This is a genomic window from Mesotoga sp. H07.pep.5.3, assembly GCF_002752615.1.
GTDB classification, from domain to species: domain Bacteria; phylum Thermotogota; class Thermotogae; order Petrotogales; family Kosmotogaceae; genus Mesotoga; species Mesotoga prima.
Genome location: NZ_AYTV01000026.1, coordinates 44,607 through 59,417 on the forward strand (window position 1 = coordinate 44,607; position 14,811 = coordinate 59,417).

A 14,811-nucleotide genomic window follows, 5' to 3' on the forward strand; every position below is an offset into this window, starting at 1 on the left:
TCTTATTTCCTGTTCTTTGTCATCCATTCGACCGCGAAATCTACCAGTTCTACTTGGGGAATTAAGACTGCTTTTCCATATCCAACCACTCCCCTATTGACAGTTGTTGGGAAGGCTTCTTCGAAAGTTTTTCCTATCGTTTCAAAGTCTTCCGTTTCAAGCTCATAGTCGATGAACTCTCTCCAGACTCTCTTTCCGTTTTCAATTATAGGGGCTCCATCTTTGCAAAGTTTTCTCGATGGAAAATCGGCGCGGTACTCTGCAAGATGTAAAGAGCTGTTATTCCGATGGCTCACCCCCAGGAGCAATATGTAAGCATTGAGATCATACAATCTGGCCAGAGGCGATCCCTCTCCCATTCCAAACTCCAGTTCGTGGTTATCTACTATGTAAGAGGCTCTCTTGCCTCTCGCAACGAAAGAAACCTGGGGGTGATCGCTCCTGATAACACCCTTCATCTTTCTAAAGGTCTCGGGGATTACACCCATTCCTCTGGTGGGGGTTTCGACCCTGTTGAAGGGAGGCATTGTCCTTCTAATTGGGTCGAACCAGCTCTCTGGAACAGGGGGATTTGTCCAGTTAGATGGCTCGCTTAGATCTCCGGAATGAGCCGGCATAACAAGAGTTCCATCCTCGTCTAGAATTGTTTCAAGTGCCTTTACTACGGCAACGGCACCGCCACAGACCCAGCCCAGCCTGCTCAGGGAAGAATGTACTAGCAGCACCATTCCCCTTTTAACTCCGAGTTGTTTAAGACTGGAGATAAGACTCTTCGTAGTTACCGGCCCGTTATTGCTCAGCTCCACTGCTTCTGCTTCACTCATTTACTACTCCCGAAAATCGATCACAATGAACTTCATCATTTCGCGATCAACCATTTTATTTCAATCTCGGCGCTTCTCCTGTCTGCGGAAGAGTCCTCAAAAATGACCTTCAGATTGTATTCACCATCGCCTTCAAAGATCAATTCATTTTTCGTTTCTTCCCAATCATCGGCGAGACTGGCGACTTCTTTCCCGTCCCTTTCCACTACCAGATATGCGTTGTTGCCGATCATAACTTTTTTGTCCATTCGCGCTATAAGCTGCTGACCCGGCCTGAGTGAGACGGTGGCAAAGCTGTTTCCCGAATCTCTGGCATAGAGTGTCTTACTCTCGTAGCCGTCGAATCCAGCCAGGCAGAGTGTCAAGATCACAAGCCCGATTATTCCCAGAATTGTAAAAAAACGACCTACATCGATAAGGGTCAAAGTCATTACCTCCGTAGTAGCCTGTAATAGATAAATTATAACCGAATTAATCCGAGATGTCGTTCTTAGAACCGCTGATAGAGCAGAAATTTGAGACTGTAATCACGTCTAATTAGGACGATTTCAGTCGATGTATAATTGAAAGGATAATTATGAGCCTCATGTCTAGAATTAATGGCTTTCCGTTTTCAAATATTAGATTCGCATTCACTATATCCATTTGGTTTTGGACATGAGAGACTATATTATTGTTATAGAGATAGTTGAAAGGGGGTAAACTGCCTTGAAGATAATTATCTTTGGTGGTACCGGAAGAGTGGGGAGGGTCATTCTAGATAGGGCCTTAGGCGAAAATCATATAGTCACAGTCTTCGTTGGAGACGTTTCAAAGTTGACCGTAAGAAAAGAGAATCTTAGGATCTTCCAGGGAGACGTCTTCAACAGTCAGAGTGTAAGGGACGCAATAAGAGGTCAGGATGCCATAATCAGTGCCCTCGGTCCAGACAATTCAGGCAGTGTCAACGATACCCTGGCAGTAGCTATGAGAAATATTGTCAGTGGCGCAAGAGAAACCGAGGTAAACAAGATAGTCACGATCGCGAATTCCGGGATTCTTCAGCTTTCCCCTAGAGAGCTAAGGCTCGATTCTCCCAACTATCCTCAGTACCTGAAAAAATCTTCAAGAGAATTTCTGGACGCGTTCGAAATCCTCAAGACTTCTGAACTGGATTGGGTTGTCGTATGTCCTCCATTCATGACTTTTTCGGAGGGCAACCAGAGTTACAGGGTTTCTGCCGATTTCCTTCCAGAAAATGGAGTGAAGATTTCGGTTCAGGATGTCGCTGAATTTGCCTTCAAACAGTTGTTCACCTCTGAGTACTCTCAGAAGAGAGTTGGAATAGCCTATTAGAATGGAGTTATCTTGAAAAGAGAAAGCCCCGGTTCGGAAATACGTATTAACAGGCTGGAGGCACTTACCGATGGTGTTTTTGCCATTGCCATGACTATTCTCGTCCTATCACTCGAAGTGCCAAACAGAAGTCAGGTCACGAGTCAAAGCGAACTTGTTGAGAACGTCATGGGCAAGGGTTATCAGTTTTTGAGCTACTTCATATCCTTCTTCGTTATTGGATCGATCTGGATCTCGACTATAAGGAGAACACACATTCTCAATAAGACCGATTACAAACACCTTTGGCTCAACATGCTCAATCTCTTTTTCGTCACGACGATTCCTTTCACTACATCCCTTTTGGGAGATTACGGCGAGTATGAATTTGCAGAGGTGCTCTTCCACTTAGATATCTTGATACTTGAGACAATCGCTCTAGTTCAGTGGCAGTATCTGATGAATAACAAGGATCTGATCCGTGAAGATGCAATAGATGATTCAAATTTAATCTACTATAGAAAAGTCTACATCTTTCATGTAATTGTTCCTTTGCTCGGTATTGCGGTCTCGGTGTTTACTCCCGTTTGGAGCAACCTTGTCTATCTCGTCATATTTTTCAGGGTGTTCTTTATCCGCAGGTAATACTACGGAACATAAATAATTGCTAGAATATATCCATAATCTAGGGGGCGATGGAAATAGCTTTCACCATTATTCGTTTTATAGTTGCGGTTCTAACTGCCGTAACCGGTGTGTATATAGTATTGAGACCTGAATCCTACGCAAAACTTGCCGAGTTTTCGACCGGCAATTCAAGAGGGAGAACCGAGGTAAAGACTATTATGGGGGGAACCTTTATAGGGCTGGGAGTGGCTCCAATAATTCTCCTTGGCTCAACGATTGCCTTCATTTTTTTGGGAATAGTTTATTTGTTCATCGCGGCAACGCGGATTTTATCAATGTTTGTGGACAAGTCATTCACGTTCACCAATTTAATTATCCTTCTTGTTGAAATGGCTTTTGGTCTAATTATGGTGATTCGTGTATGAACTTATAAAAACCGACTTAGGTCGGTTTTTTTATGCAAAGAATCCCTACCCTTGTGAGCTCGACTGAAGAAATGGAGGAAAAGAAATTGAGAGAGGAAGATCTGAAAAGGGCAATACTTGAAGCATGGTCAAAACGATTGGGTTTTTCATCCGATAGATTTTTTCTTGGAACGTATTTCTTTTTTCCCGATGAGAGCAAGAGAGGAAAGGGCGGGATCGAGCAACTGAGCTTTGAAAGGCAGACAGTCATCTTATACGATCCCTTGCTTGAAGATGTTTTCAAGTCTATAGAAATCCAGGATGAGAATCCCGGCGATTATTTGGCCGATTTGATTCGAGACTCGTTTCTTCTTTTGAAGAAGACTTCCATCAAATATCTCAATCCTTCAAATTACGTTCCTTTTTACCCGCCCGCTGAGTTCAGTGTAAGAAGGCTCAATCAAGGGGACAGAACGGCATTCTATCGCTTCAGAAACCAGTGCACCAGGGAGGATCTGGCCGAGGGGTTTGTAGAGCTTGATCATGTTGCCGTTTTCGGAGCCCTGTACGAGGACGAAATCGTTGCGGTTTCCAGCATAATTGTCTGTGATGAAATTGCAGATATCGGTATAATTACGATGCCTGATTTCAGAGAGCTCGGTCTTGGCAAGGCTCTCGGTTCTAGAGCGAGCGAGTGGGCTGTCATAAACAAAAAATTGATTCAGTACAGGCATAACGTCTTGAACTATGGATCGCTTAAGGTTTCTCGCGCTCTGGGGTTTAGAGAGTACATTGTAGATCAGGAATACTCATACAGAGGTTAGATTTTCTTGGGTGAAAGATAGAAGTGACAGGGGCTCTTCCGGTGAGTGATCATCTGTCCTTGATATTGTAACCTGTAAGTCAGAACTTCTTCTAATTAGAGATCGAATTGTAGCTTTAGGATTTGACACAGTAGAAGACAAAAGTGTAAAATCCTTTCATACCAGCGGGGAGTTGAGTAAATGATAGACTTCAGGTTTTCCTGGATAAATGCATATTCTTATTATTATAACAACAGAAGCATTTGCTTGTGAGTGATTAACTCCGGGTAAGTGCTTCTTGCATTTACTCCGGATGAAAGATACGAAAGGGTCTCCAATCCGGAGACCCTTTTCTTTTTCAACAGGAATGCGGGGTGGTGAGATGGTAGTCGTTCTTAAGAGAGGTACCGGTGAAGAGGAGATTAAGCAAGTGGAGTCTCTTTCTGAGAGTCTGAATCTCAGCTGTCATGTTTCCAGAGGATTGGAAAGAGTGGTAATAGGTGTGATTGGAGACGACCGATATATGTCGGTGGAACGCTTTGAGGCTCTTGAATGTGTTGAGCAGGTTGTACGTGTTCTTAAGCCTTTCAAGCTCGTATCGAGAGAGTTTCACAGTGAAGATATCTCAGTGGAGATCGGGGATTTGTCTGTTGGAGAAGGCAAGTTCATAGTCATGGCCGGTCCATGCGCGATTGAAGATCGACCTATGATGGAAGAGAGCGCAGCCTTTCTTTCGGAAATGGGAGTTAGGGTAATTAGAGGGGGAGCCTTCAAGCCGAGGACTTCCCCGTACTCTTTTCAAGGTCTCGGAGAGATTGGCTTGAGATACTTGAGAGAGGCCGCAGATCATTATGGCCTCAAGACGGTGACCGAAGTAACTGGCGAAGGGACGCTTGAAGCCGTGAGTGAAATGAGCGACATACTGCAAATTGGCGCGAGAAACTCGCAGAACTTTCAGCTTATACAGAAAGTGGCCGAAAAGAGAAAGCCTATTCTTCTGAAGAAGGGCTTCATGAATACGGTCGAAGAGCTTCTCCTTTCAGCAGAGTACATCGCATCGAGGGGAAACATGTCGATAATCCTTTGTGAAAGGGGAATCAGAACCTTTGAGACGGCCACGCGGAACACGCTAGACATCTCTGCCGTACCTCTAATAAAGCTGCAATCGCCTCTGCCGGTCATCGTGGATCCGAGCCACGCCTCGGGAAGAAGAGACTTGATAATACCACTTTCCAGAGCAGCTCTGGCTGTCGGGGCAAATGGTATCGAAGTAGAGGTTCACCCAAGGCCGGAGAAGGCTCTTTCGGACAGCAAACAGAGTCTCAGTTTCGGCGAATTTGAAAAGCTTATGAATAGTCTCGAACAGTTGGCCGATGCCACAGAGCTTTCGCTCACTTGATAGGTTGGGAGGAAAAGATGAGATTACTACCTTCAAAGAAAGTTGTCGGAGAAATTGCTGTACCTCCGGATAAATCGATTTCTCACAGGGCTCTAATGATGTGTTCTATGAGTAGCGGCGTTAGTGTCGTCCACAACCTGCTTGAAAGCGAAGACACTCTGAGGACGTTTAGAATAATCGGCGAACTTGGAGGGAACTTCAGAGGCGGCTTCGACAGAATGGAAATATCTTTGGCGTCGTGGAAAGAATCGTTAAGGCCTCTTGACTGTGGGAATTCCGGGACTACCGCTAGACTGATGGCCGGAGTTCTTTCGGGAAAGGAAGGTTTTCACGTTCTCTTTGGAGATGATTCTCTGTCAGGCAGGCCAATGGAGAGAGTCGTTAGACCCTTGAAAGAGATGGGGGCAAGCATATCGGCCCGCCAGGATTCACTTCTTCCAATGTGTATAACTGGTGGAAAGCTGAGCGGATCTGAGCATTCTCTCTCAGTTGCCAGCGCTCAGGTCAAGAGTGCGATTTTGCTGGCGGGGATTCAAGCGGAAGGTACTACGGCCGTTACTGAGCCACACTGCAGCAGGGACCACACAGAGAGACTACTCCACTCAATGGGTGCCAAAATCACTGTAAGTAATAAGAGAGTTGAAGTAGAAAAGAGCGAGCTTCTACCGATCCGGTTTTCGATTCCCGGGGACGTTTCATCGGCCGCCTTTCCGATAGCTCTGGCGGTTCTTCACGAAAACGGCAAGGTAACTATTAGAGAAGTCGGACTGAATCAAGGTAGGACCGGGTTCTTAAGGCTTCTTATCAAAATGGGTGCAGACATCGAGATGAAGGTTGAAGAGAGCTTGCCAGAACCGGTGGGCACAATCGTAGCCAGATCTTCCCGTCTTATAGGAGTGGAAGTCGGAAGTGATTTGATTCCTTCAATGATTGATGAACTCCCACTGATTGCGCTTGCAGGAGTTTTCGCGGAAGGTACAACGACTGTGAGAGGCGCCGGGGAGCTGAGAAAGAAAGAGTCGGACAGGATCTCCGTTACCGTTCAGAACTTCAGAAGAATTGGCGTAGAAATCCTTGAACATGAAGACGGCTTTAGTGTGGAAGGTCCTCAAAGAATAACGGGAGGAAAGGTCGACTCTTATGGTGATCACAGGATTGCGATGCTATTCTCATTAGCCGGACCGCTAAGCAGAGAAGGAGTGGAAGTAACTAACTCGAATGCAGTCAATGTTTCCTTTCCCGGGTTCTTCAAAACACTTGAGGAGGTTTGTCAGTGAAGTTGTGCATAATTGGACATCCAGTTTCCCACAGTTTATCGCCGGCCATTTACGGACGGTTTTTCGAAAGAATGGGCATCGATGCAACTTACGAGGCAGTTGACATTCTTCCAGATGAATTTTCAGAAGAGATAACTTCAGTTGCGGAGCATTTCGACGGGTTCAACGTTACTATTCCATTCAAGGAGAAGATTATCGCTCACGTGGTAAGCCAGGTTGAACCTCCGCTTTCGGCAATAAACTGTGTCTTCGAGAGAAGGGGATATAACACGGACTGGGTAGGTTTCGGCAAGCCTTTGCTCGAGAGATCAATAGAGGAGCCCGTAATGATTATTGGAGCAGGGGGTGCTGCGAGGGCAGTGATTTTCTTCTTGAGGAAAGCGGGCGTTAAGAGGATAGAGCTGCTTAACAGAACGCTTTCCAGGGCGGAAAAGATCAAAGAAGAGTTCGAGATACTGGGGCGGTTTGAAATATCTGTCTTTCCATTTGAGTCAATCAGAGAAGTTGCTTCGAGGAGCATGAGCATAGTCAACGCTTCCTCTCTTGGAATGAACGGAGAGGAAACGGGAATCACCTCTGAAGAACTTGCCGGTAAGAGCCTCGTTTACGATTTGATCTACTGGAAGACGCCCTTGATTGAGCTTTCACACAACTGCGGAGTAGAAACAGTTCTTGACGGAAGAGAAATGCTGCTTCACCAGGCTCTCGAGAATCTCAAAATATGGGGTCTACCTTCAGGCGATGTCTTCGAAAAGACGTTCTGGGAAGTGGTGCGATGAAGTTTACTGTAGCCGGAGACTCTCATGGCAGCGGCGTCTTCGGGGTTATCGAGGAGTTGCCGTCTGGTGTCTCTCTTTCGATCGAAAAGATAGATAGACAGCTTCAACGAAGGCAGAAGGGCTATGGCAGGGGACAGAGGATGAAGGGCGAAGAGGATAGGGCAATCGTGAAGTCGGGTCTTTGGAAGGATCTTACGACTGGTGCCCCTCTTTTGATTGAGATAGAGAACAAGGTTTCCAGTGCCGAGAAGAGCGTGAGAAGCATTCCAAGGCCCGGACATTCCGATTATGCTGCGTGGACTAGATACAAACTGAATGATCTGGCGATTTATGCAGAGCGAAGCAGTGCAAGATGGACTGCAGCCCTTACGGCGATCGGCTCAGTCGCGTCTCAGATTCTCCAAGAGCTTGGAATTAGCTTGTGCAGCTCAGTCATAGCGATCGGAAAGGTCAGCTGTGAACGTCCCACAGGGACAGAATGGATTTCGAGGGATCGTGGATCTCCGGTGTTTTGCCACGACGAAATCGCCTACCGGGAGATGTTGAAGGAGATCGATACGGCAAGCGAGCTTGGGGAAACACTTGGGGGGAAATTTGTTGTAATCGCCGATGGAATACCGGCGGGGACCGGAGGATACGGCAGTCTCTATGAAAGACTTGATTCGAGAATCGGGAAACACTTCATGGCGATTCCCTCAGTTAAGGGTATATTCATTGGAAATCCCGATGTGAGCCTTCGAGGAGGCGAATACCACGATAAGCTTTACATCAAAGACGGGATAGTTTTCAGGCAGTCGAATAACGCTGGCGGTATCGAGGGTGGGATATCAAACGGCGAACGAATCGTTGTTGAGGCAAGCGTGAAGCCGATCCCTTCGTTGAGGAGGGGAATCTCTTCCGTTGACTTGAGCGACTTGAATGAGACAAAGACTCCTTACGTTCGTTCCGACACTACAGCCGTTCCGGCGGCTGCAGTCGTAGGAGAGTCTATGCTTGCGCTCTTGTTACTTGACGCGATTCTCGAAAGATTTGGAAATGGTGATTTCTGCACGATAAAAAGGAGGGTGAAGGATGAGAGTATTCCTCATTGGAATGATGGGTTCGGGGAAGAGCACGATAGGTAGAATCCTCTCTTCGGTTCTCGACAAAAAATTCATAGATATGGATTCGGAGATCGAAAGGGCTAAGGGGATGAGCATAAGTGAGATTTTTGAGAAAGAGGGTGAGAAAGAATTCAGAAGACTGGAGAAGAACCTTCTGAAAGAGCTAGTCCGGAGCGACGAGATTGTCGTATCGACGGGAGGGGGTGTAATACTGGATAATGAGAACCGTCAGACATTAAAGGGAGAGAATTCCATCTATCTCAGACTTCCTCCAGCCGATCTATACAGAAGGGTAAGTGTGAAGGGTCGCCCTCTACTGAGGGAAGGGAAGGAAAGCATCTTCAGGATTTGGGAAGAACGAAGGGAGCTCTATGAGCAGTTTCCTTCCGTTGAAACTTCGAGTCAAACACAGTGGGAGACCGTTGCAGCGATATCTATGAAAATCGCCGCCGGTGAAAGAAAGACACTTAATAGCAGTTCTCACCCTGTCTCAATATCCCCGGGTGGGTTCAAATCTATAGGTAGGATGCCGAACACGGTAGTCTCAAAAAGGGTTCAAAGGATCTTTTCCGAATGGATTCCCTCTTCGGCTTTTTCCATAGATGACGGTGAAGAAGCAAAGGGATTTCATACACTTTTTCAAATCTATGAATATCTCATGGATCGAGGAGTTTCTAGAAGTGACATGGTGGTCGGTGCAGGTGGAGGAACCGTAACGGATCTCGTTGGATTCGCTTCCTCGACATTTAAGAGAGGTGTTCCAATAACCCTATATCCAACGACTCTTCTTGCTCAAGTAGATGCTTCAATAGGCGGGAAGAATGGGCTGAATTTCGAAGGATGCAAGAATGTTGTCGGCAACTTCTATATGCCCTATGAGACAATCATAGATCCAGTAGTAACGCTTTCGATGGACGAAGGACGGTTTGAAGAAGGCCTGGTAGAGGCCTTCAAGATATTCCTTATCACGGGCCGATGGTATGAGAATTTCAAGAGCCGATGCAGAGACCTGAAGAATAGGAATCTGAGAGCCCTGAGTGAGATGTTGGAAGAAGCCGTAAGGCAGAAGGATAGAATAGTGGCGATTGATACGCGTGAAACAGGAATGAGAAGGATTCTGAATCTTGGCCACACACTGGGGCATCTCTACGAGCCATTAGCCGGAGTTTCGCACGGCATGGCGGTGGCGTGGGGGCTGGAAAGAGAGATGCACTACTTCGCAAATCTAGGCCTTATAGATGAGGAAATGTACAGAGAAGTCTCGGAAACGCTATCCGAAATCGTCGGTCTTGATTTCCCACAGCTACCTGTCGAAGATGCTCTAAGATTACTTAGAAATGATAAGAAGGCAACGACCTCGGAGAGCATGGAGATAGAGATTCCTCTCGTAAGGAAGCCAGGTTCCTTTGAATTTGCAAAGGTGAGACTAGATGATCTATTGGCCGTGGTCGTATGAAAATACTTATATTGAACGGGCCAAACCTCAATATGCTTGGGATGAGAGAAAAAAGTCTGTATGGTAGCTTCACATACAGCGAACTTAGTGAAGCCATCGAAAGAAAGTGCCTGGAAAGCGGGGCTTCAAGTGAATTGTTCCAGTCCAATCACGAAGGAGACCTTATAGAGAGGATTCATAACATTGACTATGATGCGATCGTTATAAATGCAGGTGCACTAACTCATTACAGCTACTCGCTAAGAGACGCGCTTGAATTGTTTAGAGGGATCAAAATCGAAGTCCACATCTCAAACATCTTCGCCAGAGAAGAGTTCAGAAGCAAGTCGGTTATCTCTCCGGTATGCAGCGGAACGATCGCAGGACTTGGACTGAATGGATACTTGCTTGCGATAGAATATGCAGTTTCACATCTTAAATCGTTAACAGATCGGGAGGCGACAGAGTGAAAGCTATAAGGGGAGCAACATCTATTGAAGCAGATTGCCCTGAAGAGATAAGAAACTCCGTGATTGAACTCATGGAGGAGATATTCAGCAGGAATAAGATCACCGAACTGCACTCCGTGATATTTACCGTAACTAATGACATAACTTCATACAATCCAGCGACTGCTTTCAGAAAAGTGTTCAATCAAAGCGATGTTGCGCTTCTGTGCCTATATGAAGCCTCCTTCGAAAACTCTCCCGGGGGGATTATCAGAGTGCTTCTCCACTGTGAGTCGGAGACGAAGAATTTCGTTTATCTGCGACGAGCTAAAAATCTCCGGCCCGACAAGGTGCAGGCAGGAGATTCGAAGGCATGAAAGTCCACATAATAGGAGCCGGTTCGATCGGGGGATCGATTGCATTGAGGCTTTCGAAGCGCGGCCATAGGGTTTCGATCTTTGACCAGAATGTTGTGACAACAGAGATGCTTAGGAAGAAGGATCCGAGCATTGAAGTATCTTCAGATGCCTTTACCCCAGGGGACCTGACCGTTATCGCACTACCAATGAACTCCGAAGAGGAGCTGCTACTGTCAGCCGATTTCACCGGCCCGGCATTTGATGTTGCGAGCGTAATGCAACCCTTCCAGGAGATAGCTAGACTCAGGAAGATAAGATTGATAAGCGGCCATCCCATGGCCGGCAACGTACACAAGGGTGCGGCCGGCTGGGACGAATCTATGTTCGATGGCCGCGTATTCCTGTTTTCTCCGGGAGAGTTCGCAACCGGAGAGGACCTTGACCTTGTGCTGATGGTGGTATCTGAACTGGGGTCTTCTCCCGAATACCTCCCGCCAGAGAGGCACGATTATATAGTCGGTAGAATAAGCCAGACAGCCTATTTTCTTTCGAGAACTCTTCTGAAACTGGGTGGTGATTTTGAGAAGTATTCCGGACCCGGTTACGCTTCGACCTCAAGGCTTGGAAGACAGAACATGGATATGGTTCTCGATATGGCGAGATTCAATGGCAGGAATATCGCCTCGTCGCTCGAGGAAGCGGAGAGTTATCTCCATGACATAAGAACTGCAATCGAGGAGGGGGATCTCAGTAAGCTTGAAGAACTGATATCGGGATATTAGGAACGAAGAGTTTCTCTGAAAAGAGGTGTCTGGAGCTATATGATACGGTCTCGTTGGTTTCTTGATGTACTCGAACTCCCGCATAGTTTCTCTGAAACATCGGATAATCACAGATTTCTTATCAGGAGATCAATATCGTCTCTTCCGGAGAACATTATTACGGAGCTATCGACAGTTTCCAGGTCTTCGAATCCGTTTTGAAGGAAAAAGCTTGCCGGCCCGTTCGGAAATGAGCTTTTCTTCACAGATAGAGCGTCTACACTGCCGAAACCACGTTTTCTACACTCTTCAACGGAAAGCCGAATAAACTCGGAACGATAATCGTATGTGGAGTCATGTGAATTGTAGATACACGAGATGAGCGCGGTTGAAAGGGATTTCGGGATCGAGTATGGAGAAAGAAGCGAGGGCATGACTTCAAAGAAAGCTACAGGTATCTCTTCGGCATAAGAAACGAAGCCGAATAGGCTGTCTCTACCGTTAAAACCTTCATACCAGCTGATTTTTTTTCGGAGCCATTTCCCGTTCCATTAGTGCACACAAGGCACGCATCCCTCAACGACTCCCTTGAAAGTGTTTCAATCCGATCACAGTTTTTCGTGGGTCTTCTCTTTGCATCCCCGAAAGGTCTAACCGTCTTTCGCCCTTCAAGTACGTCAACAATAAAGTCAGAAGGAACTGGACCGGCGATCTTTAGATCACTGTAAATCAAAGCAAAGGGGAAAAATAAGGGAAGATCGGAAATAGTTCCCGAGAGATCGAATTTTACAAAATTCAAGCCGAGAAAGTCGGCAGCTATTCTTGCCTGTTCAAGAGCCAGTGAATTTCAGGGGCACTGGTCTCCAAAATAGTGAGCTCTGATCTCTTTGCAAGACATGGAAGGTCTTCTCTATTTCTTTATGAGCGAGTAGACAGTATCCCGGATCATCTCTTCTCTTAAAACGTAGAAGCCTGCGTTTTTAAGCCATTGATCGTACCAACTCTTCAAGGGTCTGAAATTGTAGTTCCCGTCGTCATCTATATACTCGCCAATGACGACGGGAAGGCCGCTTTTCTTAAGAGTCTCGCATCTCTTTTTTGACTCTTTTTCATTGCCTATACCGGTTACCAGGAGTCCTACACCGCTGGTCTTAACGGATCTAGCGATCCTTAGAAGCGTTTTTGACCATAATTCGGGGTGGAGGTTTTGAAGTATTCCTGAGGCGACAAACCCCTCAAAGATACCGAGAAAATTAAAGTCTGAAAACCCAATGTTCATGACTCGGATTCCCTGCGTCTGTTTTATAGCCTTACTGCAGGAAACGCCCACAACTCTCAGTTTCATTTCTCTCAACAAGGGCCAGAAGTCCTGTGCATGACAGCCAAAATCGGCGATAATGTTCGACTCTTCAAGAAAGCCAGTCATCCTAAGAATAAAGTCCTGCAGTTGCGACTTGTCTATTTCTAAACCGGTACAGGTTTGCTCAAGTACATCATTTCTATATCTTTCAAGCCATTCTCGTCTTTGCAATCTACTCACCTACTATATTGAGATTGTATCCAAGCAGGGAAGATTATCAAACAAAAGTCTTGACTCTAATTGTCAGAAATGGTAATTTATCTTCACCTCTTCAGTCTTCGACTCTCCAAAGCCATAGGTTATTTCTGCTACAAAAGTTGGTGATGCGTCTCTATCGGCCTCATAATAGACAGTTTTTGCTAACTCCTGCGAATTGCCTAACGGTAGAAAGAGAGTCTCTCTCGTATCCTGTCCTTCGACAACCTTTATTGCCGCTTCAGAAATTCTAAGCTCTTCATCTCTGCAATAGTGCGTGTATAGATCAAATGAGTAGTGGATCTTGTCCGTTTCAAGAAGCCAGGCATGTCCAAGCAGTTGATAGCGCTGAACGTTGTAAAGATCGTGAGGAATGGCAAATTCGTTGCTCAATGTCTCTTTGTTTCCATCTATAACTCTAACCTGACCGTGATATGTTTCATCAGGCAAGAGCTCGATCATGGCAGTAAAGACACCGTTCTCTGATTTGAGCTCATAAGAACGAACCTCTGCATCTTCATCGATTATATTGAGAAACAACTGACTTCCTTCAGTGGATTCAGAAAGAGTAACTGAGGCCTTGAGTGCTACTTTTTCAAGAGTTGTCGAAGATCTGGTGAAGTGAACCGATTTGACAACATCACCGGATTGCTCGATTCGGTTTCGAATATCGGATACAACTGTATCGAGAGAGGCAACTCTCGATTTGAGAGTGAAAAGGTCGGTGCGAACTGTCGAAATCTCTTCCAAGAGTTTGTTTGATGTAATAACTGTTGTTGCGAGATTAACGATTGCAGCCGCCGAAATCAATACAACCAATAACCATGCGATGCCCTTACTCATAACACCATCTCCTACTGAGTATTCACCCCGGCAATTTGAATAATATCACGACTTTCGTCTTAGCTCAAACACAATGGGATTCGATGCAATATAATTTACTAAAAGGGGGTCCGAAGATGATTGCTGAGAATGTGAAAAGGCTGAGAAGTGAAATACCTGATTATGTTACAATTGTAGCTGCATCGAAAACGAGAACCGCTTCAGAAATTTTGGAGATTCTGGAAAGTGGCTTGAAAGATGTCGGTGAGAACTACGTTCAGGAGGCAGAAGGAAAGTTCGAAGCCATAGGCAACAAAGCTAGATGGCATTGTATTGGGCACTTACAGAGAAACAAAGTGAAGAGGGCCATAGAGATATTCGATATAATTCAGACCGTAGATTCATTCAAGCTCGCAGAGGAGATAGACAAGAGATGTTCATACCTTAGTAAGAAGATGCCGGTCATGGTCGAAGTTAACAGCGGCAAGGAGGAGAACAAGGCCGGTGTCTTGCCGGAAAATGTTCTACAGCTGATAACCGAAATCTCACCGCTCAAGAATATTGCGGTGGTCGGTCTAATGACTATGGGGCCTTTCACAGAGGATCCTGAAGAGATAAGACCTAGTTTGAGGCTTACGAGAAGACTTTTCGAAGAGATCTCAAAAGAGAAGATCGAAGGAGTCGAGATGAAGTACCTATCGATGGGAATGTCCAATTCCTACAGGGTAGCGATCGAAGAGGGTTCAAATATGGTTAGACTGGGAACGATTATCTTCGGAGAGCGACAATAATGATTCTGGCCAGCTGATCTCGGTTGCGATAGGGAGTCAACAGGGTCAATCTTTCGCGGGATTTCTTTCGAGATTCAGAGGTTCAATGCCTAGAAAGATTAGATGCGAA

Annotated in this window: 19 protein-coding genes; 13 read left to right on the plus strand and 6 right to left on the minus strand. The window is 45.9% G+C overall.

Annotated features, from left to right (window positions below):
- Positions 1 to 2 precede the first annotated feature (2 nt).
- Together V513_RS13100 and V513_RS13105 are read right to left on the minus strand one after the other, a co-directional pair.
- Positions 3 to 824, minus strand: a complete 822-nt coding sequence (locus V513_RS13100; protein WP_099773091.1) for an aminoglycoside N(3)-acetyltransferase — start codon at positions 822 to 824, stop codon at positions 3 to 5.
- 35 nt (positions 825 to 859) lie between these two features.
- The gene (locus V513_RS13105) at positions 860 to 1,255 is read right to left on the minus strand and encodes a hypothetical protein (protein WP_236609133.1); all 396 of its coding nucleotides are present in this window, start codon (positions 1,253 to 1,255) and stop codon (positions 860 to 862) included.
- Between the two features lie 277 nt (positions 1,256 to 1,532).
- On the opposite strand from V513_RS13105, the gene V513_RS13110 reads away from it, so the two are divergent.
- From V513_RS13110 to V513_RS13165, 12 genes are all read left to right on the plus strand, one after another.
- Positions 1,533 to 2,159, plus strand: coding sequence for an NAD(P)-dependent oxidoreductase (locus tag V513_RS13110; protein WP_099773092.1), 627 nt, complete (start codon positions 1,533 to 1,535; stop codon positions 2,157 to 2,159).
- A gap of 12 nt (positions 2,160 to 2,171) precedes the next feature.
- A complete protein-coding gene (locus V513_RS13115; protein WP_099773093.1) occupies positions 2,172 to 2,783 on the plus strand; it encodes a TMEM175 family protein in 612 nt (203 codons plus the stop codon).
- A gap of 50 nt (positions 2,784 to 2,833) precedes the next feature.
- Entirely contained in the window at positions 2,834 to 3,190 is a 357-nt protein-coding gene (locus V513_RS13120) for a DUF4345 family protein (RefSeq protein ID WP_006488403.1), read from the plus strand.
- A gap of 86 nt (positions 3,191 to 3,276) precedes the next feature.
- Entirely contained in the window at positions 3,277 to 3,993 is a 717-nt protein-coding gene (locus tag V513_RS13125; protein WP_099773094.1) for a GNAT family N-acetyltransferase, read from the plus strand.
- Between the two features lie 361 nt (positions 3,994 to 4,354).
- Complete coding sequence (gene aroF / locus V513_RS13130; RefSeq protein WP_006488399.1) at positions 4,355 to 5,371, plus strand: 3-deoxy-7-phosphoheptulonate synthase; 1,017 nt, start codon at positions 4,355 to 4,357, stop codon at positions 5,369 to 5,371.
- A gap of 17 nt (positions 5,372 to 5,388) precedes the next feature.
- Positions 5,389 to 6,648, plus strand: a complete 1,260-nt coding sequence (aroA, locus tag V513_RS13135; RefSeq protein ID WP_099773095.1) for a 3-phosphoshikimate 1-carboxyvinyltransferase — start codon at positions 5,389 to 5,391, stop codon at positions 6,646 to 6,648.
- On the plus strand, positions 6,645 to 7,427 hold the full coding sequence (locus V513_RS13140) for a shikimate dehydrogenase family protein (protein WP_099773096.1): 783 nt from the start codon (positions 6,645 to 6,647) through the stop codon (positions 7,425 to 7,427). Before aroA ends, V513_RS13140 begins: the two co-directional genes overlap by 4 nt.
- The gene (gene aroC, locus V513_RS13145; protein ID WP_099773097.1) at positions 7,424 to 8,551 is read left to right on the plus strand and encodes a chorismate synthase; all 1,128 of its coding nucleotides are present in this window, start codon (positions 7,424 to 7,426) and stop codon (positions 8,549 to 8,551) included. The genes V513_RS13140 and aroC overlap by 4 nt, the downstream gene beginning before the upstream one ends.
- Positions 8,499 to 9,986 carry a bifunctional shikimate kinase AroK/3-dehydroquinate synthase AroB gene (gene aroB, locus V513_RS13150; RefSeq protein WP_099773098.1) on the plus strand — a complete coding sequence of 496 codons (1,488 nt, stop codon included), beginning with the start codon at positions 8,499 to 8,501 and terminating at the stop codon, positions 9,984 to 9,986. Before aroC ends, aroB begins: the two co-directional genes overlap by 53 nt.
- The gene (aroQ, locus tag V513_RS13155; RefSeq protein WP_006488389.1) at positions 9,983 to 10,435 is read left to right on the plus strand and encodes a type II 3-dehydroquinate dehydratase; all 453 of its coding nucleotides are present in this window, start codon (positions 9,983 to 9,985) and stop codon (positions 10,433 to 10,435) included. The genes aroB and aroQ overlap by 4 nt, the downstream gene beginning before the upstream one ends.
- Positions 10,432 to 10,791 carry a chorismate mutase gene (aroH, locus tag V513_RS13160; RefSeq protein WP_006488387.1) on the plus strand — a complete coding sequence of 120 codons (360 nt, stop codon included), beginning with the start codon at positions 10,432 to 10,434 and terminating at the stop codon, positions 10,789 to 10,791. Before aroQ ends, aroH begins: the two co-directional genes overlap by 4 nt.
- A complete protein-coding gene (locus tag V513_RS13165) occupies positions 10,788 to 11,555 on the plus strand; it encodes a prephenate dehydrogenase (RefSeq protein WP_006488385.1) in 768 nt (255 codons plus the stop codon). Before aroH ends, V513_RS13165 begins: the two co-directional genes overlap by 4 nt.
- A 107-nt stretch (positions 11,556 to 11,662) precedes the next feature.
- Here the strand turns inward: V513_RS13165 and V513_RS13170 are convergent, their stop codons facing one another.
- From V513_RS13170 to V513_RS13180, 4 genes are all read right to left on the minus strand, one after another.
- On the minus strand, positions 11,663 to 11,968 hold the full coding sequence (locus V513_RS13170; RefSeq protein WP_257212135.1) for a hypothetical protein: 306 nt from the start codon (positions 11,966 to 11,968) through the stop codon (positions 11,663 to 11,665).
- Between the two features lie 14 nt (positions 11,969 to 11,982).
- A complete protein-coding gene (locus V513_RS14295) occupies positions 11,983 to 12,333 on the minus strand; it encodes a hypothetical protein (protein WP_257212136.1) in 351 nt (116 codons plus the stop codon).
- 111 nt (positions 12,334 to 12,444) lie between these two features.
- The gene (locus V513_RS13175; RefSeq protein ID WP_006488378.1) at positions 12,445 to 13,065 is read right to left on the minus strand and encodes a hypothetical protein; all 621 of its coding nucleotides are present in this window, start codon (positions 13,063 to 13,065) and stop codon (positions 12,445 to 12,447) included.
- Between the two features lie 72 nt (positions 13,066 to 13,137).
- Positions 13,138 to 13,932 (minus strand): hypothetical protein, encoded by a 795-nt coding sequence (locus V513_RS13180; RefSeq protein ID WP_099773099.1) that lies wholly within the window; start codon positions 13,930 to 13,932, stop codon positions 13,138 to 13,140.
- Between the two features lie 116 nt (positions 13,933 to 14,048).
- On the opposite strand from V513_RS13180, the gene V513_RS13185 reads away from it, so the two are divergent.
- Positions 14,049 to 14,702, plus strand: a complete 654-nt coding sequence (locus tag V513_RS13185; RefSeq protein ID WP_014731306.1) for a YggS family pyridoxal phosphate-dependent enzyme — start codon at positions 14,049 to 14,051, stop codon at positions 14,700 to 14,702.
- Positions 14,703 to 14,811: the final 109 nt, after the last annotated feature.

Excerpts from the sequence above, each read along its gene's own strand:
- V513_RS13100 (WP_099773091.1), bottom strand. The coding sequence starts at position 824 with ATGAGTGAAGCAGAAGCAGTGGAGCTGAGCAATAACGGGCCGGTAACT.
- V513_RS13105 (WP_236609133.1), bottom strand. The coding sequence starts at position 1,255 with ATGACTTTGACCCTTATCGATGTAGGTCGTTTTTTTACAATTCTGGGA.
- V513_RS13120 (WP_006488403.1), top strand. The coding sequence starts at position 2,834 with ATGGAAATAGCTTTCACCATTATTCGTTTTATAGTTGCGGTTCTAACT.
- aroF (WP_006488399.1), top strand. The coding sequence starts at position 4,355 with ATGGTAGTCGTTCTTAAGAGAGGTACCGGTGAAGAGGAGATTAAGCAA.
- aroA (WP_099773095.1), top strand. The coding sequence starts at position 5,389 with ATGAGATTACTACCTTCAAAGAAAGTTGTCGGAGAAATTGCTGTACCT.
- aroC (WP_099773097.1), top strand. The coding sequence starts at position 7,424 with ATGAAGTTTACTGTAGCCGGAGACTCTCATGGCAGCGGCGTCTTCGGG.
- aroB (WP_099773098.1), top strand. The coding sequence starts at position 8,499 with ATGAGAGTATTCCTCATTGGAATGATGGGTTCGGGGAAGAGCACGATA.
- aroQ (WP_006488389.1), top strand. The coding sequence starts at position 9,983 with ATGAAAATACTTATATTGAACGGGCCAAACCTCAATATGCTTGGGATG.
- V513_RS13165 (WP_006488385.1), top strand. The coding sequence starts at position 10,788 with ATGAAAGTCCACATAATAGGAGCCGGTTCGATCGGGGGATCGATTGCA.
- V513_RS13170 (WP_257212135.1), bottom strand. The coding sequence starts at position 11,968 with ATGCCCTCGCTTCTTTCTCCATACTCGATCCCGAAATCCCTTTCAACC.
- V513_RS13180 (WP_099773099.1), bottom strand. The coding sequence starts at position 13,932 with ATGAGTAAGGGCATCGCATGGTTATTGGTTGTATTGATTTCGGCGGCT.
- V513_RS13185 (WP_014731306.1), top strand. The coding sequence starts at position 14,049 with ATGATTGCTGAGAATGTGAAAAGGCTGAGAAGTGAAATACCTGATTAT.